General features: G+C 73.2%; 16 protein-coding genes and 1 pseudogene. 4 read left to right on the top strand and 13 right to left on the bottom strand.

The window, feature by feature from the left end:
* The 3 genes from ACIA8O_RS04665 to ACIA8O_RS04655 all read right to left on the bottom strand — a co-directional run bounded on the left by ACIA8O_RS04665 (position 1) and on the right by ACIA8O_RS04655 (position 4915).
* Positions 1-3267 carry a hypothetical protein gene (locus ACIA8O_RS04665; protein ID WP_396292053.1) on the bottom strand — a complete coding sequence of 1089 codons (3267 nt, stop codon included), beginning with the start codon at positions 3265-3267 and terminating at the stop codon, positions 1-3.
* Positions 3268-3422: 155 nt separating this feature from the next.
* Positions 3423-4334: a GlxA family transcriptional regulator gene (locus ACIA8O_RS04660; protein ID WP_396292052.1), complete on the bottom strand. Its 912-nt coding sequence runs from the start codon at positions 4332-4334 to the stop codon at positions 3423-3425.
* Positions 4331-4915 (bottom strand): cysteine hydrolase family protein, encoded by a 585-nt coding sequence (locus ACIA8O_RS04655; RefSeq protein WP_396292051.1) that lies wholly within the window; start codon positions 4913-4915, stop codon positions 4331-4333. The genes ACIA8O_RS04660 and ACIA8O_RS04655 overlap by 4 nt, the downstream gene beginning before the upstream one ends.
* Positions 4916-5153: 238 nt before the next feature.
* On the opposite strand from ACIA8O_RS04655, the gene ACIA8O_RS04650 reads away from it, so the two are divergent.
* Positions 5154-6695, top strand: coding sequence for a putative Ig domain-containing protein (locus ACIA8O_RS04650; protein WP_396292050.1), 1542 nt, complete (start codon positions 5154-5156; stop codon positions 6693-6695).
* Between the two features lie 62 nt (positions 6696-6757).
* Complete coding sequence (locus ACIA8O_RS04645) at positions 6758-7333, top strand: DUF6245 family protein (RefSeq protein WP_396292049.1); 576 nt, start codon at positions 6758-6760, stop codon at positions 7331-7333.
* Positions 7334-7347: 14 nt separating this feature from the next.
* Here the strand turns inward: ACIA8O_RS04645 and ACIA8O_RS04640 are convergent, their stop codons facing one another.
* The 6 genes from ACIA8O_RS04640 to ACIA8O_RS04615 are packed head-to-tail and all read right to left on the bottom strand — an operon-like array spanning position 7348 to position 14230.
* Positions 7348-7995: a 4'-phosphopantetheinyl transferase gene (locus ACIA8O_RS04640; protein WP_396292048.1), complete on the bottom strand. Its 648-nt coding sequence runs from the start codon at positions 7993-7995 to the stop codon at positions 7348-7350.
* Complete coding sequence (locus ACIA8O_RS04635) at positions 7992-8855, bottom strand: metallophosphoesterase family protein (protein ID WP_396292047.1); 864 nt, start codon at positions 8853-8855, stop codon at positions 7992-7994. Before ACIA8O_RS04635 ends, ACIA8O_RS04640 begins: the two co-directional genes overlap by 4 nt.
* Positions 8852-10747 carry a dipeptide ABC transporter ATP-binding protein gene (locus ACIA8O_RS04630; protein WP_396292046.1) on the bottom strand — a complete coding sequence of 632 codons (1896 nt, stop codon included), beginning with the start codon at positions 10745-10747 and terminating at the stop codon, positions 8852-8854. Before ACIA8O_RS04630 ends, ACIA8O_RS04635 begins: the two co-directional genes overlap by 4 nt.
* Positions 10744-11568 carry an ABC transporter permease gene (locus ACIA8O_RS04625; protein ID WP_396292045.1) on the bottom strand — a complete coding sequence of 275 codons (825 nt, stop codon included), beginning with the start codon at positions 11566-11568 and terminating at the stop codon, positions 10744-10746. Before ACIA8O_RS04625 ends, ACIA8O_RS04630 begins: the two co-directional genes overlap by 4 nt.
* Positions 11569-11571: 3 nt before the next feature.
* A complete protein-coding gene (locus ACIA8O_RS04620) occupies positions 11572-12558 on the bottom strand; it encodes an ABC transporter permease (protein ID WP_396292044.1) in 987 nt (328 codons plus the stop codon).
* Between the two features lies 1 nt (position 12559).
* On the bottom strand, positions 12560-14230 hold the full coding sequence (locus ACIA8O_RS04615; protein WP_396292043.1) for an ABC transporter substrate-binding protein: 1671 nt from the start codon (positions 14228-14230) through the stop codon (positions 12560-12562).
* Between the two features lie 251 nt (positions 14231-14481).
* On the opposite strand from ACIA8O_RS04615, the gene ACIA8O_RS04610 reads away from it, so the two are divergent.
* A complete protein-coding gene (locus ACIA8O_RS04610; RefSeq protein ID WP_396292042.1) occupies positions 14482-15072 on the top strand; it encodes a DUF6232 family protein in 591 nt (196 codons plus the stop codon).
* A complete protein-coding gene (locus tag ACIA8O_RS04605) occupies positions 15069-15401 on the top strand; it encodes a hypothetical protein (protein WP_396292041.1) in 333 nt (110 codons plus the stop codon). The genes ACIA8O_RS04610 and ACIA8O_RS04605 overlap by 4 nt, the downstream gene beginning before the upstream one ends.
* Here the strand turns inward: ACIA8O_RS04605 and ACIA8O_RS04600 are convergent.
* The 4 genes and pseudogenes from ACIA8O_RS04600 to ACIA8O_RS04585 form a co-directional block, all read right to left on the bottom strand.
* Positions 15390-15791: a nuclear transport factor 2 family protein gene (locus tag ACIA8O_RS04600; RefSeq protein WP_396292040.1), complete on the bottom strand. Its 402-nt coding sequence runs from the start codon at positions 15789-15791 to the stop codon at positions 15390-15392. The two genes, ACIA8O_RS04605 and ACIA8O_RS04600, sit on opposite strands and share 12 nt — an antisense overlap.
* Positions 15792-15853: 62 nt before the next feature.
* Positions 15854-16276, bottom strand: coding sequence for an ester cyclase (locus ACIA8O_RS04595; protein WP_396292039.1), 423 nt, complete (start codon positions 16274-16276; stop codon positions 15854-15856).
* Positions 16277-16315: 39 nt separating this feature from the next.
* Positions 16316-17083: an SDR family NAD(P)-dependent oxidoreductase gene (locus tag ACIA8O_RS04590; protein ID WP_396292038.1), complete on the bottom strand. Its 768-nt coding sequence runs from the start codon at positions 17081-17083 to the stop codon at positions 16316-16318.
* Positions 17065-18996 (bottom strand): annotated as a pseudogene (locus ACIA8O_RS04585) (type I polyketide synthase); the annotation flags it as partial. The pseudogene ACIA8O_RS04585 and the gene ACIA8O_RS04590, both read right to left, overlap by 19 nt.
* Positions 18997-19016: the final 20 nt, after the last annotated feature.

The raw sequence follows: 19016 nt of genomic DNA, 5'->3' as shown, positions 1-19016 counted from the left end.
CTAGTCCTCCTGCAGGACGAGCTCGACAAGGAGCGGAAGGCAATCAGGCGTCACGACGGCCACGTCCGAGACCAGTTGGTCCCACTGGCCGAGTGACAGTGCCTCGACCAACACGACCCGTCCGCGAGGGCCGGCACCGAAGGATGCGGCGATGGAGCCCAACGCCTGACCCCGGTTCTCGGGTTCCGTGACGGTCTCGGTCAAGGCTCGCGCCTCGTCCGGCACACCGGCCCGGGCCAACGCTCGGACGACCGCCGGTGTCGCCCTGTCGCACAGGACCGGACTCTCCATCTCGTTGAGCAGGCGCAGGGCACGCACGAAGTCGCCGGCCACCGCGCTTCCCGCCGCCAGGTACCCCATGCTCCGGTCGAACTCCCACCAGCCCTCGAGCGCGCGGGCCACACGCTCGGCCAGGCCCAGGTCACCGGCGTCCGCCAGTGCTTTCACGGCCTCGGACCGGGACTCGATGGTCAACTCCCATGGCAGGGTGTCGAGAAGTTCGAGCGCCCTGACGAAGTCCTTGGCGGCGATGAACGCGTGCACCGCACTCAAGGTGTCCCACGCCCGACGGGAAGAACTGCTCCGGGTCTCTGCCAGCTCCAGGATCTCCGATGCCAGCTCTCCTGCCCGGCCCTGGTGTCCCGCGCTCGCGAACGCATCGGCCACCCGCCACATCGCCTCGGCCTGCTCCGATCCACCGACGTACTCCTCGATGTAGTCCAGCAGGACGCGGAGCAGTTCCAGCGCTTCCACCTCGTGCCCCGTGTGGTGCAGAGCCTCCGCCACACGTACGAGGTCCAGCACGTACCCGAAGCCTCCGCCCGGTCCCTCCACACTGTCCCGGGCCACGCGGACCACCCTGGCACCCAGCTCCTTGACACCCGAGGTCCCGAGCACGTGGGCGAACTCCACGAGCTCACGGAACCTTCTCCGGTGCGGGGCACCGTCCCGCACCACTGCGGTAGCGGCCGTCGCCAGCGAACGGGCCGCCTCCACCAGGCCCGCCCGGTGCAGGAAGTCGGCGGCGCCGACCAGCAGTTTGGCCTGCCGGCCGGCTCCGTCCTCCTTTGCGGCCGCGTCCACGATCCTCGCCGCAACCGCTGCGCACCGGTCCGACTCACCACGCCGAGCCGACGTCAGGCCGACCGCGATGAGCACCTCCGCCAGGCCGTGGGAATCCGCCAGACGTTCCGCCCACCGCAAGGCCGAAGCCACGTCACCGGCCTCCGCCACAGCTTGACCGACGGATGCCACGGCTGCGGCCCGCTCCGGGCCGTCGTCGAAGAAACCGTCGATCAGTGCCACCGCCCGCCCCTCCTGCCCGGTCGCCCCCAGGGCCGCGGCGACTCCGGAGAGGACCCATGCCACGTCTTCGGGGTCTTCGAGGTTCTCGGTCAGTCGCGCGGCTCCGCGAGCAAGCTCCCAAGCCTTCGGGGCAAGACGGGGATCCGTCGCAATGTCCTTGCTCACCATGGCCAGGAGCTGCGGCCGTCGGAAGGGCTCGTGGTCCCGCGAGGCGGTCTCGACCGCCCGGTCGATCAGCTCCGCTGCCCGTCGGGTGTGGCCCAGCGCAGCGAGCGAGAGTGCCAGGGAGGACCGGAGTTCGGTCTGGGTGACGATATTGGTCACCCTCTCCGCCGCCGCGACGGCCTCGGCCGCACAGAGGTCGGCCGGCCCGTCCTCCTTGGCAGCCATTGCTTTCAGTGCTGCGGTGAGGGCCGCCGCCCTGGCCTCCACGTCCGTGATGCTCGACGCGATCCGCCATGCCTCGGCACCACGACCCGCCTCCGCGAGCCCTTCGGCGATCCCCCTGAGGAGCTTGGAGCTCTCCTTGGCGGACCATCCTCCGTCGAGCAGTCGCAGCGCCTGTGTCGGCTGCCCCTCGGCGGCAAGCACCTCGGCCACCGCCGCCAGAGCCGCGACCCGTTCGTACGCCTCTGGTTGCGACCTGGCCAGGCTGACCGCGCGGTCCGTGTCCCCGAGCTTGGCCCACAGCGCGATCAGCTCGGGCGCGATGACCGTCCGGCCTTCAAGACGCTTCCGTGACACCGCGAGTCGCAGGGCGGAGGAGACGTCCTGGTCTCCGGTCCGCCGGCCGTCGGACAACAGCTGCTCCATGGCGGCCGACATCTCGTACAGCCCGTGCAGGTCCGAGCCGGTGGTCTGCCAGAGTCGCTCGTGCCGCGCGGAGTCACTGACCAGGTACACCAACTGACCTGTCTCTCCGGCCTCTTGGAGGAGTTGGGCGTAGCCGCGCAACAGGTACTCAGGGGTCGTGTCCGGCCAGCCGCCGTCCCGGTACCTCCGGGCCCACGTGTACAGGCGTGTCCGGTAGCCGACCAGTTCCTCGGCAGTGATGAGCTCCGCCGCGCTCTGCTGGATCTCTTCGTGGGCCAGCAGGTACGCCTCGGGAGCGTCGGCGCGCCAAGTGGCGGCCCGTCGCTGGAAACTCCGACCACCCACCGCCGAGAGCTCACGCTCGATCAGGCGCGTCCGACTGCCGGTCAGTTCAGCCAGGTCGGACGCGCTCAGACCGCCGCCCGCCGCCACGGTCAGCCCGATGAGCTCGCGACCGAGGCCACCGCCGTCCAGCAGGCGCATCAGGTCCTGCTCGGCGAACCACCTCGCCGCACGCGCATGAGGTGACGGTTCGAGCCGGTGGTCGATCTCCGTCGAACGCAGCGGATGGTCCGGGGCGACGTCCTCCGGGACCGGCGGGTGCGGGCGGCCGGCCAGGACGATCCGCATGCCGTGCGGGGGGACGCGCGGCAACAGCGCGGCGATGCTGTGGGACTCCGGCCCCGCGGTCACGCCGCGGTCCTCGTCCAGGCCGTCCACCACCAGGACCAGGCGCCGTCCGCGCTCCGCGCAGCGCTGCGCCACGCGGTCGATCGCGAGCCGCAGTTGCTCGTCGCGCGTACACGGGGTGCTGAGCGGCTCCTCCTCGTTCAGCATCGCGTACAGCTGACGCTGCACCACCTCGCAGAAGGCGGCCACGTCGTTCTGCCGGGCCAGGCGGGAGGTGATGAAGAACGAGACGATGTCGACGCCCTCCGGCGGCTCCAGCACCAGGCGGGCCAGCAGCGCCGACTTCCCGGCCCAGGCGGGCGCCAGCCACCTCCAGTAGGAGGGGCCCGCCGCCCCGTCCGTGCAGAAGGCCGCCAGCTCGGCGAGCTCACTCTCCCGTTCCCGGAGCTCGGTGGCCGCGATGGCCTCGACCTGGAGGAGGTAGCCGGACCGGGCCCGGGGCCGGGTGCCGATGTGCACGCCGCCGTTGATGACCCCGGTGTTGGCGAGGGAGCCCGCGCTCGATGCGCACGCGTCGCCTGAGCTCCTGACCGACGCCCCACCACGGTCGCGCATCCCCGAGCGTCCCCTCCCTCGCCGCCCCCGGACGGTCCATCGTAGTGGGGGCGCCGCGCCTACCCCGGCGTCCGGGCGCGGAGGCGCCGGAGCATGCGCGCGTCCTGGAACCCGACCTCCCGGGCCGCCGCCTCCACGGTGGTGCCGTGGGTGATGAGGTGTTCGGCGCGTTCCACCCGGAGCTCCTGCTGGTAGCGGAGCGGGGTGAGGCCGGTGGCTTCGGTGAAGCGGCGGGTGAGGGTGCGTTCGCTGAGGCCGGCGGTGGTGGCGAGGTCGGTGAGGGTGAGGCGGTCGGCGAAGGCGGCGTCGATGCGGTCCTGGACGCGGTGGACGGAGTCGCTGAGGTGGGAGCGGTGCCGGAGGACGGCGCTGGCCTGGGGTTCGTCGCCGTTGCGGCGGGCGTAGACGACCATGTCGCGGGCGACCCGGGCCGCGGCGGCGGGGCCGTGGCGGACGGCGAGGAGGTGGAGGGCGAGGTCGATGCCGCTGGCGATGCCGGCCGAGGTGATCACCCGGTCGTCCTGGACGTAGAGGACGTCGCGGACGACGGTGGCGGCCGGGTAGCGGTGGGCGAGCTCCTCCTGGAGGTCGTGGTGGGTGGTGCAGCGGCGGCCGTCCAGGAGGCCGGCCCGGCCGAGGGCGTCGGCGCCCGCGCAGACGCTGGCGACGGTGCCGCCCGCCGCGTGGTGGGCCGTCAGGCGGTCCAGGGTGGAGCGGTGCAGCGGTACCTCGACGGAGAGCGAGGTGGAGCGCCAGCCGGGGACCACCACCAGGTCGCCCGCCCCGAGGGCGGGCCAGGAGGTGGAGGCACGCAGGGTGAGGCCCTGGGCGCTGGACACGTCTTCCCGCTCGGCCACGTAGCCGGTCCGGTAGCCGAGGCCGAAGTCGGCCGCGGTGGAGAACACCTGGGCCGGACCGGCGAGGTCCAGCAGGTGCAGGCCGGGGACGAGCAGGAAGACCACCCGGGTCACGATCCGGTCAGCTCCTTCACGGTGGTGACCCGCGCGAAGCGGCCGGCGAGGGCGTACTCGGTGCGGGCGATGATCTCGTCGGTGGACAGGGTACGCGGGTCGGCCAGCACCTCGGCGAGGGTGCGGCCGGCGGGGGCGTCGCGGTGGGCGATCGGGTGGGTCGCGGTCGCGTCGACGACGAAGGTGACCTGGTAGCCGAGGTCGGCGGCGACCCTGGTGGTGGTCTCGCAGCACTGCTCGGTGCGGATGCCGCAGACCGTCAGGTCCCGGATGCCCGCGAGGGTGAGGAGCTGCTGGAGGTTGGTGGTGGTGAAGGCGTTGTGGCTGGTCTTCACGAGCGTGGGCTCGCCGGAGGCCGGGGTGAGGCCGTCCATCAGGCGGACGAGGCCGTTGGCCGGGTCGAAGACGGTGCCGGTGTCCGGGTCGCTGTGCAGGACCCAGACCACCAGGTCGCCCTGCCCGCGGGCGTGGTCCACCAGCCGCGCCACCTTGGAGACGATCTCCGGGTCGGAGACGGCGGCCCAGTCCTCCCGCTGCCGGAAGGACTCCTGGACGTCGATGACGATCAGTGCGTTGGTCATGGCTCCATCCTGGCCGACGGGGGGCGGCCGCTGAAGGCACCATCGGGGCCGGATGCGGAACGATCCGGTCAGCGGGGAGGGGCACAACGGGTCGGATTCGGAAGGGATCGCTCCGGATCGGGGCGCCAACGACCGGTCCTGTCGGGGGTGTTGACGTGTTGAGGCGGGCATGGCATTTTTCAGCGGCCTGAGTGTGCGCATCCGTTCGTGCGCTCGGCGTTCCCCCACAAGGAGACCCATGTTCAAGGGACTTACCGCCGGGCTCGGCACGGCCGCGATCGTCGCGGGCCTGCTGACCTCGGCCGTCACGCCGGCGCAGGCCGTCCAGGCGGGCGATCTGACCTCCACCATCGCCCTGAGCAACTGCTCGGCCTCACTGGTGCGTTACCCCTCCTCGGTGTCCACCGACCGCGCGCTGATGCTGACCAACGGCCACTGCCTGCCGACCATGCCGTCGGCCGGCCAGGTCGTCCAGAACCAGACCGCCAGCCGCTCCGGCACCCTGCTCAACGCCTCCGGCGGCTCCCTCGGCACCGTGAACGCCGACAAGATCCTGTACGCGACCATGACCGGCACCGACGTGGCGCTCTACCAGCTGACCGACACCTTCGCGTCGATCACCTCCAAGTTCGGCGCCACCGCGCTGACCATCGCCGACACCCACCCGGTCAACGGCTCGTCGATGTTCATACCCTCCAGCTACTGGAAGCAGACTTGGAACTGCTCCATCAACGGCTTCGTGGGCACCCTCCGCGAGGACCAGTGGACCTGGCAGGACTCGATCCGCTACAGCAGCGGCTGCAACACCACCCACGGCACCTCCGGTTCGCCGATCGTCGACGCCACCAGCAAGCAGGTGGTCGGCATCAACAACACCGGCAACGACGACGGCGCCATGTGCACCATGAACAACCCCTGCGAGGTGAACGCGGACGGCACCACCACCGCCACCAAGGGGCAGAGCTACGGCCAGCAGGTGTACTGGTTCACCACCTGCCTGGGCACCAACCGCGCCATCGACCTGAGCGTCGCCGGCTGCCTGCTCACCAAGCCGGCCGGGACCGCCCCGACCGTCACCAACCCGGGCAACCAGACCACCGCCCTGAACGGTGCCGTGGACCTCCAGATCGGCGCGACCGGCGGCACCGCCCCGCTGACCTTCTCGGCCACCGGCCTGCCGGCCGGCCTGTCGATCTCCTCCTCCGGCCGCATCACCGGCACCGTCACCACGGCCGGCAGCTCCACGGTCACCGTGACGGCCAAGGACGCGGGCAACCGCACCGGCTCCACCAGCTTCTCCTGGACCGTCAACGGCGGTGGCGGCGGCACCTGCACCCCGGCCCAGCTGCTCGCCAACGCGGGCTTCGAGTCCGGCAACAGCGCCTGGACCATCACCTCGGGCGTGATCGACAACGGCACCAGCAAGCCCGCCCGCACCGGCTCGTACAAGGCCTGGCTGAACGGTTACGGCTCCGCCCACACCGACAGCGCCACCCAGACCGTCTCCATCCCGGCCGGCTGCAAGGCCACCCTCGGGTTCTACCTGCGCATCGACACCGCCGAGACCGGCTCCACCGTCTACGACAAGCTCACCGTGACGGTGAACGGCACCGCGCTGAAGACCTACTCGAACGTGGACAAGACCGCCACGTACGACCTGCGCACCTTCGACCTCTCGGCCTACGCCGGCCAGAGCGTCACCCTGAAGTTCAACGGTGTCGAGGACTCCTCGCTCGCGACCAGCTTCCTGATCGACGACACCTCCATCACCACCAGCTGACGCACCGACAGTTCCCGGCCCCGGCAGATGATTTCGTCAGTCGGGGCCGGTAGCGTGCCCGCATGACGAACGTGGAGAACGACGGCCCGCCCCTGACGGTCGAGCAGATGGCCGGGGCCCTGGTCGCCCTGGGCTACTTCCAGGGCGAGAACACCCCGGAGGCGCACGCCTACTACGCGGCCCGCCACAAGAACCTCGAGCTCTACCGGATGGGCCTGCTCAACTCCCTCCTGGGCGCGGTGCAGGCGGAGGCGATGACCGCCGACTTCGCCTACCCGGACGACGAGGAGATGCAGGAGGTCTGGCCCGGCCAGCTGATCTCCGCGGGTGTCGCCGAGAACGACCTGCTGCAGGCGAACTTCATCGCCTGGCAGCTCTGGCGGGCGTCCTTCCCGCTCTCCGTCTTCGCCCGCTCCGGCGCCGCCGGGCCGGTCGCCGTCGCCGCGGCCTACTCCGCCGAGTCCTCGAACCTGCTCACCACCGCGATGGCGGCCGGCTTCGACGCCGTCCAGAGCGGCGACGTCGACAGCGTGCTCACCGCCCAGCAGCAGATGCTGACCCTGGCCCGTGAGCGGCTGACGACCGCACTGGAGAACGTCGACGCGTACCTGGTGGAGATCGAGCAGCGACAGGGCTGACCGCCGACGCCGCGTCAGAAGCCGGGCCGGGCCGTCGCGGTGAGCACGTGGGTGTCCGTGGCGGCCCAGCGGCCGGCGAAGGAACGGGGGGCCCGGGGGGCCGCGGGCAGCCGCAGGTGGGCGTGCCAGGTGCCGTCCGGGACGAGGGTGACGTCCGCCTCCTCGAAGCCGAGCGGGCGGTGGGTGAGCGGGTACCAGGCCTTGAAGACGCTCTCCTTGACGGAGAACAGCAGCCGGTCCCACGGGAGTTCGGGGGCGCGGCGGTGCAGCGTGGCCAGCCTGGTCCGTTCGGCGGGGAGCGACACGGCGTCCAGCAGGCCGGGGCCCAGCGGGGCGCGCGGTTCGGCGTCGATCCCGAGGGTGGGCAGGTCGGTGCGGCGGGCCACCACGGCGGCCCGGTAGCCGGCGCAGTGGGTCATCGAGCCCACCAGCCCGGCGGGCCAGCGCGGTTCGCCCCGGGGGCCGGGCAGGATCGGGGCGGGCGGCTCGCCGAGCCCGGCCAGGGCGCGGCGGGCACAGGCCCGGACGGCGGTGAACTCGCGCAGCCGTCCGGGGGCCATCCGCCCCGTCAGGGCGGCCTCCTCGGGCAGGAGTTCCGCGTCCTCCCCGTCCGCGGTGGACTCGGCCCAGGCCGCGGCGGCCGGCAGCAGGCCGCCGATCACCGGAACCCTCCGCCGCCCGGCGGGGCCTCCCCGGCCGCCGGGAAGACCCGGCGCAGGCCGCTCGGGCCGCCGCGCGGCTTCCACTCGCGGGGGTAGCCGAGCGAGACCTCCTCGAAGCGGACGCCGTCGTGGACGGTGGTGCGCGGGATGTGCAGGTGGCCGTAGACGACCACGGCGGCGTCGTACCGCAGGTGCCAGTCGGCGGTGTGCTCGGTGCCGCACCAGAGGGCGAACTCGGGGTGGCGCAGCACCAGGGTGGGCTCCCGGCGGAGCGGGAAGTGGTTGACCAGGACGGTGGGCAGGGCCCGGTCCCGGGCGGCGAGCAGGCGGTCGGTCTCGGTGAGGCGGGCCGCGCACCAGGCGTCCAGGCCCGGGTACGGGTCGGGGTGCAGGACGATCTCGTCGGTGCCGACCACCCCGGCCGCGCGGGCGACGGCGAGGGCCTGCTCCTTGGTGGTGGTGCCGCTCGGGCGGAAGGTGTAGTCGTAGAGCACGAAGAGCGGGGCGACGGTGACCGGCCCGCCCTCGCCGTGCCAGACGGCGTACGGGTCCTCGGGGGTCAACACGTCCAGTTCGCGGCAGAGTTCGACCAGGGCGCGGTAACGGGCCTCGCCGCGCAGTTGGACCGGGTCGTCGGGGGTGGTCCAGAGCTCGTGGTTGCCGGGGGCCCAGACGACCTTGGCGAAGCGTTCGCGCAGCAGGCCCAGGGTGCGGCCGATGTCCTCGAAGCTCTCGGAGACGTCCCCGGCCACGATCAGCCAGTCCTCGGGTGAGGTGGGGAGCAGTTCCTCGGCCACCTTGCGGTTCTCGGGGTGGCCGACGTGCAGGTCGCTGACGGCGTACAGGGTGCCCCCGGTCATGCCGGTACCTCCAGGGTGGTGACGGCCGCGAGCAGGCGACGGGTGTAGGCGGCGGCCGGGCGGGCGAAGACCTCGGTGACCTCGCCGGTCTCCACCAGCCTCCCGTCCGTCATCACCGCGACGCGGTCGGCCAGGTGGTGGACCACCCCGAGGTCGTGCGAGATGAAGAGCATCGCGAGGCCGAGGTGCTCGCGCAAGTCCGCCAGCAGGTCGAGGATCTGGGCCTGCACCGAGACGTCGAGGGCGGAGACCGGTTCGTCGCAGACCAGCACCTCGGGGGCGGGTGCCAGCGCGCGGGCGATGGCGACGCGCTGGCGCTGGCCGCCGGAGAGCTCGGCCGGGCGGCGGGGCAGCAGGGCGGCGGACAGGCCCACCTGGTCGAGGAGTTCGGCGACCCGGGCCCGGCGGGCCGCCCCGCCCCGGGCGGTACCGGTGCGGGCCACGGCGGCGCCGACCACCCGCTCCACGGTGTGGCGGGGGTCGAAGGAGCCGAGCGGGTCCTGGGGCACGGACTGCAGGCGCAGCCGCCGGGCGCGGCGGCGGCGCTCGGGCAGCTCGCTCCAGGGGGCGCCGCCGAGGCGGACGGTCCCGGAGTCCGGCCGCTCCAGCCCGAGCACCATCCGGGCCACGGTGGTCTTGCCGGAGCCGGACTCGCCGACCAGGCCGAGCACCTCTCCGGCGGCCAGGCGCAGCGAGACGCCGCGGACCACGGGGCGGCCGCCGAACGCCTTGGTCACCCGGTCGACCTCGACGACGGGGGCGGTGGCACGGGCGGACGGGGCGGGGGCGGTGGCACGGGCGGACGGGGCGGGGGTGGTGGCACGGGCGGACGGGGCGGCGGTGCGGGCGGACACGACGGGGGCGGTGGCACGGGCGGACGGGGCGGGGGTGGTGGCACGGGCGGACGGGGCGTCAGGGGCCTTGACGGGACGGGTGGTTGCGGCGGAGACCTCCAGGACCGGGTTCCAGCAGCGGGTGCCGTGGTGGTCGATGGCCGGGATCGCCTCCAGGCAGGTGCGGTCGGCGCGGGCGCAGCGGGGCGCGTAGGCGCAGCCGTCCGGGGTGGGGCGCGGGCGGTCCAGGACGGGGGCGGAGAGCCGGTGGCCGCGGGTGGCGGGGCCGGGGACGGCGGCGAGCAGGGCGCGGGTGTAGGGATGGCGGGGTTCGGCGAGCAGGCGGTCGGTGGGGCCGGTCTCGACGATGCGGCCGCCGTACATGACCGCGACCCGGTCGGCGGTGCGGGCCACCACCGAGAGGTCGTGGCTGATCAGCAGCAACGCCGTTCCGCCGTGCCGTAGTTCGGCCAGCAGGTCGAGCACCTGGGCCTGCACGGTGACGTCCAGCGCGGTGGTCGGCTCGTCGGCGATCAGCAGGTCCGGGGAGCCGGCCAGCGCGGAGGCGATCAGGGCGCGCTGGCGCAGCCCGCCGGAGAGCTGGTGCGGGTACTGCGCGGCCCGCCGCTCCGGTTCGGGCACGCCCGCGCGGCCGAGCAGGGCGGCGGCCAGGGAGGGGCGTTCGGCGCGCGGGGCGAGCCCGTGGACCCGCAGCGGTTCGGCCACCTCCGCGCCGACGGTGTGCAGCGGGTCGAGGGAGGTGAGGGCGTCCTGGAGCACCAGGCCGATCCGCCGTCCGCGCACCCCGCGCCAGCCGGACTCGCCGAGGGCGGTCAGGTCGGTGCCGTCGAACTCCAGCCGACGGGCCGTCACCGTGGAGCCGCGGCCGGTGAGTCCGACCAGGCTGCGGGCGGTGACGCTCTTGCCGGAGCCGGACTCGCCGACCACGGCCAGGCACTCCCCCCGGTCCAGGGTGAAGGACACCTCCCGGACGGCGCGGACCGCACGCTCGGCGGCGCCGAAGCGCACGTCCAGTCCTTCGACGGTGAGCAGCGTCATGCGGGGGTCCTCCGGGTGAAGCGGCGCTGCGCGCGGCGGCCGACGGCGTTGACCGCGAGCGCGGTGAGGGTGATGGCGGCGCCCGGGAAGACGCCGATCCACCAGGCGGTCTGGAGGAAGCTGCGGCCCTGGGAGAGCATCGCGCCCCACTCCGGGGAGGGCGGCTGCGGCCCGAGGCCGAGGAAGCTCAGCCCGGAGGCGGCGATCAGGGCGGCGCCGAAGCCGACGGTGGCCAGCACCAGCATCGGGCCGACGGCGTTGGGCAGCACGTGACGCAGGATCAGCTCCCAGGTGCGCACGCCCAGCAGCCGGGCGGCCTCCACGTAGCCGGAGCGCTGCACCACCTTGGTCTCGGCCCGGACGATCCTGGCGTAGCCGGGGACGAAGGCGATGGCGATGGCGGCCATCACGTTGCCCGAGCCGGTGCCGAGCACGGTGACGGCCAGCAGGGCGAGCAGGATGGGCGGCAGCGAGAGCAGGACGTCGGCGGCCCGCATCAGCACCTGGTCGGTGGCCCGGCCGCCGAGGGCGGAGGCCAGGCCGAGGGCGGCGCCGCCGGCCACCGCGAGGGCGGTGGCACCGAGGCCGAGCAGCACCGAGGGGCGGGCGCCGTACAGCACCCGGGAGAACAGGTCGCGGCCCAACTGGTCGGTGCCGAACCAGTGTTGGGCACTGGGTGCGGCCAGGGCGTGGATCGGGTCGGTCTCCACCGGGGAGGCCGAGGTGAACAGGCCGGGGGCGACGGCGACGGCCGCGATCAGCGCCAGCAGGGCGGAGGCCAGGACCAGGGTGGTCCGGCCGGGGACGGTGGTCCGGGCCATGGGTCAGCGGCTCCTCAGGCGGGGGTCGGCGGCGAGGTGGAGCAGGTCCACCAGGGTGGAGATGAGCACGAAGACCAGCGCGGAGAGCAGCACCAGGCCGATCACCAGCGGCATGTCCTTGTTGACGGCGCCCTGGAGGCTGAGCGCCCCGATGCCGGGGCGGCCGAAGACCGTCTCGACCAGCACCGCGCCGCCCAGCAGCGAGCCGGTCAGCCAGCCGGTCAGGGTGGCCACCGGCCCGGCGGTGTGCCGCAGGGCGTGCCGCAGCAGGACGGCGGCGGGTGCCAGGCCCCGGGAGCGGGCGGTGAGCACGAAGGGCTGGCCGAGGGTGCTCTCCAGGCCCTCGCGGAGCACCTGGGTGAGCACCCCGGTGAGCGGCAGGGCGAGGGTGAGCGCGGGCAGCACCAGGGCGGAGAGGTCCTGGTCACCGGCGACCGGGAAGATCCGCAGCTGGAAGGAGAAGGCGGTGAGCAGCAGGATGCCGATCCAGTAGGAGGGGCTGGAGACCGCCAGCAGTTCCAGCAGGGAGCTCAGGCCCCGCAGGGCGGGCCGGCGGCCGGCCGTCGCCGTGGCGGTGAGCAGCGCCAGGGCGACGGCCAGCACCAGGGCCGCCAGAGCGAGCTGGACGGTGGGGCCGAGCTGATCGGCGATCAGCCCGGCCACCGGCCGCTGGAGTTGGTAGGACTCCCCCAGGTCGCCGCCGAGCAGGCGGCCCAGGTAGTGCAGGTACTGCACCGCGACCGGCTGGTCCAGGCCGTAGGCGGCCCGGATCTCCGCCTTCACCTCGGGGGTGGCGGCGGTGCCGGGGCCGAGCATCACGGTGACCGGGTCACCGGGGACCAGCTGGAGCGCGGCGAAGGCGACCGTGGCGGCCCCGATCAGGACCGCGAGGGCGCCCAGCAGGCGGACCAGCAGCCGCCGCAGCAGCGCGGGCACCGCCGTCCGGAGCCCCTGGGGTGACGGAGGGGCCGTCAGGTCGTCGTGGGTCATGTCACTTGCCCAGCCAGGCGTCGTGGAAGCGCAGCCAGGTGTTCGGGTCGGCGGCGAGGCCGTGCACCTGGGCGGACTGGCCGACGGTGGCGGTGCGCACGTACAGCGGGACGATCAGGCCCAGCTCGATGGCGCGCTGCTGGGTCTTGCCGTAGACCTCCTGACGGATTGTCTTGTCGAAGGTCTCCTTGCCCTTGGTGGTCCACTCGTCCAGCTGGGCGTCCTTGTGGAAGGTCGCGTTCTGGCCGCCCTTGGCGGGCTGGCTGGCGCTGTGGAAGTACAGCCGCAGCACGTCCGGGTCGAACCGGGCCCAGCTGTAGTCGGCGATGTGCACCTTGCCGCCGTAGACCTGGGCGATGTAGGTGCCGATGTCGAGGCGGGGGCGGGTGACCTCGATGCCGATCTTCTTCAGGTCGGCCTGGATCGCCTGGCCGAGGGTGTCGCGCTGCTCGCGGACGAACTCGGTGGGCGGCAGCGGCCACTCGATGGTGAGCCGCCGGCCGTCCTTGGTGCGGTAGCCGTCGGCGTCCTTGGTGGTCCAGCCCGCCTCGTCGAGGGACTTCTCGGCGAGCGCCTTGTCGTAGGCCCAGCTGTTCTCCAGGGACTTGTCGTAGAAGGGGGTGGTGGGCGCGACGGGGCTCCAGGCCCGCTTGTTGACGCCGAAGTAGACGCTCTTGACGTCGGTCTCGACGTCGATGCCGCGCTGCACCGCCTTGCGCACCAGCGGGTCGTCCAGCGGGGCCTTGGAGGTGTTGAGGACGAGGGAGTAGACGGCGCCGGGGGCGTCCGTGGAGACGGTCTTCAGCTTGGGGTCGGCCTGGACGGTCTTCACGCCGGACGGCGGGATCGGGTCGGCGACCTGGACCTGGCCGCTGTTGAGCGCGCCGAGCCGGACGGAGTCCTCGGTGAGGAAACGGACCGTCAGCTTGTCGAGGTAGGCCGGGCCCTGGTGGGCGGCGCCGGCCGGGGCCCAGTTGTAGTCCGGGTTCTTGGTGAAGACGGCGCTCTGGCCCTTGGTGTAGGCGGAGAACACGAACGGGCCGGTGCCGACGTCGGCGGGGCCGCCGGCGCCGAGCTTGGAGCCGTTCTCCTTGATGGTCTTCGGCGAGTAGAAGCCGAGGTAGGGGGTGGAGGCGGCCTGCAGGAAGGGGGCGAAGGGCTCGTTGAAGTTCACCTTCACGGTCTTCGGGTCGATCACCTCGGTCCCGGCGTACGGGCCGAGCAGGCTGGCCGCGTACTGGGACTTGGTCTCCTTCGCGACGATCCGGTCGAAGTTGGTCTTCACCGCCTCTGCGTCGAAGGGGGTGCCGTCGGTGAACTTCACGCCCTCGCGCAGGTGGAAGGTGAAGCTCTTCAGGTCCGGCGCGGCCTCCCACTTGGTGGCCAGCCAGGGCTGGAACTCGCCCTTGGCGTCCTGCTGGACCAGGGAGTCGAAGACGTTGCGCTGGATGGCGCCGGTGACGTCCTGCTGGCTGACGTGGATGTCGAAGGAGATCGGCTCCACGTCGGTGGCGTAGGTGAGCGAGCCGCCCTGGACGGGGGTGCCCTGGGCGCCGCCGTCCTTGGCCGGGGCCGCCGAACCGGTGGCGCCGGAGCCGCAGCCGGTGAGCAGCAGGGTGCCCGCGGCGAGTGCGGCGAGCAGCGGGACGGGACGGGGCCCGGTTCTGGGCATCGGTGTGCTCCGTTTGTTGCGAGAGGAAAGTAAGAGGTGCTGAGCTGCTGGGAAGTCTGCCGAGGCGGTGCTGCTCGCGGACCCCTACGCAACCCCTAGCCCACCCCTGGGCAGCCCCTCCGGGCGACGGGTTCCGCCACCGGACCGGGCCGGGTGATCCCGACCGCACCCTCGTCAACTCCGGCCGTCTGATGCATGCTTGGTTGCCCGCCGATCGCCATCGGGGCGATCCGAGGCGGAGGGGGAATTGCATGTCGTCCACCGGAACACCGGCGATCCCACCGCGGCCGACCGCACCGCCGTCGGCCGGCGGCGTGCCGTACGGCGACGTCGTGGTGCGGGTCGACAAGCGGCTGCTGTGGGTCGGGAGCGCCGCCTATCCGCTGAGCAACGTCACCAGGGTCTGTGCGACGGAGCTGGAACCCGACCGCCGGGCCGCGCTGCACCGGGTCTGGATGCGGTTCCTGGCGTTCGCCGCCTTCGGCCTGATCATCGTCATCGCCACGACCGGTCCCTACGGCCGCATCGACGAGGACGTCGCCTTGACCGTGGCCGGACTGCTCACGGCCTTCCTGCTCTGCGACGCACTGCGCGCGGTAGCCGGCCGCTCGGTGCCCGTCCTGCTGGTGGACACCGCCGGGGGCCCGACCGCGGTGGTGACCTCCTCGGAACGGCGCAGGATCATCGAACTGCTCGACATCCTGACCCACACCCTGGAGAACCCCGACCACGAATTCCGGTACACGATGCAGAGGGTGACGGTGAATCCGAGGTACTACCAGATCGGCGACAACATCAATCTGTACGGCGGCAGCGGCAACACGGGGAAGGTGCTCACGTGAACCAGCACTACGGGGACAACATCCACCTGCACGGCGGGACCAACAACACCGGCAAGGTGGTCCACCACCATCCGCCCGCCGCCGACCCGCCGCAGCTGGCCGCGGCGCTCCTGGCACTCGCCGTACAGCTGCGCGAACTCCAGGCGGCCCTGGCTCCGTTGAACGCACAGGTCGTGGCGGAGAGCCTGGCGGTCATCGAGGCGCCGGCGCCGCCCGCGCAGGAGCGGCGCCGGGCGCTGCTGGCGGTGGCGGGCATCGCCGCCACCGTCGGCGCGGTCGGGGCCCCCGTGGCGGAGGCCGTGCAGCGGGTGCTGGCGCTACTGGGCTGACCCGGGCAGCGGGTAGCGGGGGACGGAGCGGCGGGAGGCGATCCGCCAGCCGGCAGGGGTGCGGACGTAGACGTCGAGGTACTCGCCGTTGTGCACCTTGCCGTCGGCCAGCAGGACCAGGTAGCGGCTGCGGCCGCGCACCGCCCCGTCCTCGTCGAGGGCGAAGGTGCTGTCCAGGGTCTGGTGGTCGGGGGATTCGGGGCCGAGGTCGCGGCTGAAGGCGCGGATCGCCTCCAGGCCCTTGAACACGGCACCGGTGCGGGCGAGTTCGATGACGCCGTCCTCGGCGAAGACGGTGCCGAGGGCCTCGGCGTCGGCGTTGTCGAAGGCGTGCGAGAAGCGGGCCAGCAGCTGGCGCAGCTGCTCGGCGTCCTCGAGGGTGAGGGTCATGGCGGCCTCCAAGGGACGGGCCCGGCCGGACGAGTCCGGCCGGGCCCGTAAGGGGTAGGGGGTCAGACGGCGACGGGGGCGAGCTGCTGGATGATGCCGAGGCGGTCGGGCAGCACGCTGTAGCGGACCACCCTGCCGTCGCGCACCGTCAGGCGGCTGACGCTGTGTCCGACGAAGGGCCGGCCGGTGGCCGGGATGCCGAAGATCGGGCCGACGTGGACGCCCTCGATCCGCCAGTAGGCGATCACCAGGTCGCCCTCGGCGACCAGGTCCTCGACGGTGGCCTTGACGTCCTGGACGTTGCTCCAGAGCCAGCGCAGGTGCTCGCGGAAGTCCTCCTGGCTGCCCGGTCCGTCGGGGCCGACCCGGCTCTCGTCGACGGCGTCCTCGGCGATCAGCTCCTCGACCAGGTCGATCCGCTGGCCGCTGACCAGCTCGTGGTAGTAGCGCAGGACGACGGCCTTGTTGTCCTCGAGCGTGCTCACTGTTCGTTCTCTCCTCGGTGGTTGACGGAAAAAGGGTGGTCAGCGGGTGGCGGCCGGCGGCAGCAGGATGCCGCCGTTGGCGCTCAGGCCGCCGTCGACCGGCACGGTGACGCCGGTGACGTAGGAGGCGGCCGGGGAGGTCAGGAACCAGACCACCTCGGCCTGTTCCCTCGCCTCGGCCCAGCGCTGGGCCGGGATGCGGCGGGTGATGAAGGCGGAGAACTCCGGGTCGGCGACCTGGGCCGCCGTCAGGGCGGTGACGGTGCCGCCGGGGGCGATGGCGTTGATCCGGATGCCCTCGGCCGCGTAGTCGATGGCGGTGGCCCGCACCAGGTTGATGACGGCGGCCTTGGTGGCGTTGTAGGCCCAGGTGCCGGGGTCGCCGCGCAGGCCGGAGACCGAGGAGGTGGCGACGATCGCGCCGCCCCCGGCGGCCCGCAGGGCCGGGACGGCCGAGCGGATGCCGAGCACCACGCTGCGCACGTTCACCGCGAACAGCCGGTCGAAGCGCTCCACCGCGCCCGCCGACTCCAGCGGACCGCCGCCGCCCGTACCGGCGTTGAGCACGGCGGCGTCCAACCGGCCGAACCGTTCGACGGCCAGCTCCACCGCCCGCTCGTTGGTCGCCTCCTCCGAGACGTCCCCGACCAGGGTGGCCACCCCGTCCAGCTCGGCGAACGCGTCCAGGCCGTACTTGTCCACGTCCACCGCGACCACCCGGTGGCCGCGTTCGGCGTACAGCCGCACCACTGCCTCGCCGATCCCGGAGGCCGCTCCGGTCACCAGTACTACCGGGCTGCTGCCCATGCCCGCTCCTTCGTCTCGATCCACTGCCGGACGGCGTCCGCCGTCGTCGGGGTGTGCTGCTCCAGCACGGTGAAGTGGTCACCGGTGATGTCCCGCACCTCGTGCGGCACCGGCCAGTAGGCGCGCCAGTCGTGACGGCCCGTCGGGTCGATCACCGTGCCGCGCAGGGGGGTGTCGGCGCGCAGCGCCAGCACCGGCGCCTGCACCGGGCCGGGCTGCCAGCCGACGAAGACGGAGTTGTAGCCGCCCATCGCGGTCAGGCTGGCGTCGCTCCAGACCATGTCGTACTGCTGGATCCGGTCGACCATGCCGGTGAGCATCGCGGTCAGCCACCACTCGCCCATGCCCTCACGGACGGCGCTGTCGATCGGGTACGAGTCCACCAGGCCGAGCCCGGCCACCCGCCGTCCGGCCGCTTCCAGCCGCTCGGTGACGGCGTGCGCGACGCAGCCGCCCATCGAGCGGCCCAGCACCACGAACGGCCGGTCGGGGCCGACCAGTCGGAGCACCGCCTCGGTGTGCAGGGTGAGGAAGGTGTCCAGGGTGTCGGGCAGCAGGTCGGTCGGGGTCCAGCCGGGCGAGGGGAGCACGAAGAAGTCGCGCTCGCCCTGGAAGGCGTGGCCCAGGCGGGCGTACTCGTGCGGGCCGGAGATGGCGCTCAGGGCCGGGAAGGCGACCACGGCCGTCTCCCCCTCACCGGAGGCCAACTGCAGCGGCTCCAGGGCGTGTTCGGCCCGCTCGGCGACGGTGAAGCGGGAGCGCAGCGCGGAGGCCACGCCGATCAGCGCGGAGGCCTCGCCGAAACTGCCCTGGGCGGCCAGCCGGCGGTAGAGGGTGGAGAGCGGGTGGCGCGGGTCCTCACCGTCGGGGGCGGTGGCCACCGCGACGGCGCCCGGGGCGGGTGCTTCCGCCACCAACTCGGCCAGGTGGGAAGCGAGTTGCACCGGGTCCGGGTGGTCGAAGGTGAGCGTCGGGGCCAGCCGCAGGCCGGTGACGGCGGTGAGGCGGTTGCGCAGTTCGACGGCGGTCAGCGAGTCCAGCCCGAGGTCGTTGAACGGGCGCTCCTCGCCGACGGCCGCGGCCTCGGTGCCGAGCACGCCCGCGACCTCGGTGCGCACCAGCTCCAGCAGGACGGCGGTGCGCTCCGGGCCGGTCAGCGCGAGCAGCTTCGGCAGCAGGGCCGGGCCGGTGGCGGCCGTGGCCCGGGCGGCGGCCCGGCGGGCGGGCGGGACCAGGGCGGTGAGCAGGACGGGCAGGGTGGGCTGGGCGCGCAGGGCGGCCAGGTCGAGCGGGGCCGCGACCAGGTGGGGATCCTCGGCCCGGGCCGCCGCCTCGAACAGCCGGGCCCCCTGCGCGGCGCCGATCGCCCGCAGGCCCGCCCGGGCGGCCCGGCGGCGGTCGGCCTCGGTGAGGTGCGCCGTCACGGCGCTGGCCTCGGCCCACTGGCCCCAGGCCAGCGACTGGGCCGGCAGGCCGATCGAGCGCCGGTGGGCGGCGAGCGCGTCCAGGTAGGTGTTGGCCGCCGAGTAGCTCGCCTGACCGGGACCGCCGAGCACGGCGGCGACGGAGGAGTAGAGCACGAAGGCGGCCAGGTCGTGACCCCTGGTCAGCTCGTGCAGGTGGCGGGCGCCGTCGGCCTTGGGGGCCCAGACGGTCCGCAGCCGCTCGGGGGTGAGGGCGGCGAGCACGCCGTCGTCCACCACGCCGGCGGTGTGCACCACGGCGGTGAGCGGGTGCCGCTTCGGTATCGCGGCGATCGCGGCGGCCAGCGCCTCGCGGTCGGCCGCGTCGGCGGCCGCGATGGTCACCTCGGCACCCAACTCCACGAGTTCGTCCTGGAGTTCCTCGGCACCGGGGGCCTGGGCACCACTCCGGGAGAGCAGCAGCAGGTGCTTCACGCCCCGCTCGGCCACCAGGTGCCGGGCCAGCAGCC

The sequence above is a fragment of the Kitasatospora sp. NPDC051853 genome, from assembly GCF_044452665.1.
Lineage (GTDB): Bacteria > Actinomycetota > Actinomycetes > Streptomycetales > Streptomycetaceae > Kitasatospora.
The sequence above is the reverse complement of the archived record's forward strand: the minus strand, read 5'-3'. Positions and strand labels throughout refer to the sequence as shown.

Coding starts and splice junctions, on each gene's coding strand:
- ACIA8O_RS04590 (WP_396292038.1), bottom strand. CDS start 17,083: ATGGGCAGCAGCCCGGTAGTACTGGTGACCGGAGCGGCCTCCGGGATC.
- ACIA8O_RS04610 (WP_396292042.1), top strand. CDS start 14,482: ATGTCGTCCACCGGAACACCGGCGATCCCACCGCGGCCGACCGCACCG.
- ACIA8O_RS04630 (WP_396292046.1), bottom strand. CDS start 10,747: ATGACGCTGCTCACCGTCGAAGGACTGGACGTGCGCTTCGGCGCCGCC.
- ACIA8O_RS04620 (WP_396292044.1), bottom strand. CDS start 12,558: ATGACCCACGACGACCTGACGGCCCCTCCGTCACCCCAGGGGCTCCGG.
- ACIA8O_RS04645 (WP_396292049.1), top strand. CDS start 6,758: ATGACGAACGTGGAGAACGACGGCCCGCCCCTGACGGTCGAGCAGATG.
- ACIA8O_RS04625 (WP_396292045.1), bottom strand. CDS start 11,568: ATGGCCCGGACCACCGTCCCCGGCCGGACCACCCTGGTCCTGGCCTCC.
- ACIA8O_RS04635 (WP_396292047.1), bottom strand. CDS start 8,855: ATGACCGGGGGCACCCTGTACGCCGTCAGCGACCTGCACGTCGGCCAC.
- ACIA8O_RS04650 (WP_396292050.1), top strand. CDS start 5,154: ATGTTCAAGGGACTTACCGCCGGGCTCGGCACGGCCGCGATCGTCGCG.
- ACIA8O_RS04615 (WP_396292043.1), bottom strand. CDS start 14,230: ATGCCCAGAACCGGGCCCCGTCCCGTCCCGCTGCTCGCCGCACTCGCC.
- ACIA8O_RS04600 (WP_396292040.1), bottom strand. CDS start 15,791: ATGACCCTCACCCTCGAGGACGCCGAGCAGCTGCGCCAGCTGCTGGCC.
- ACIA8O_RS04655 (WP_396292051.1), bottom strand. CDS start 4,915: ATGACCAACGCACTGATCGTCATCGACGTCCAGGAGTCCTTCCGGCAG.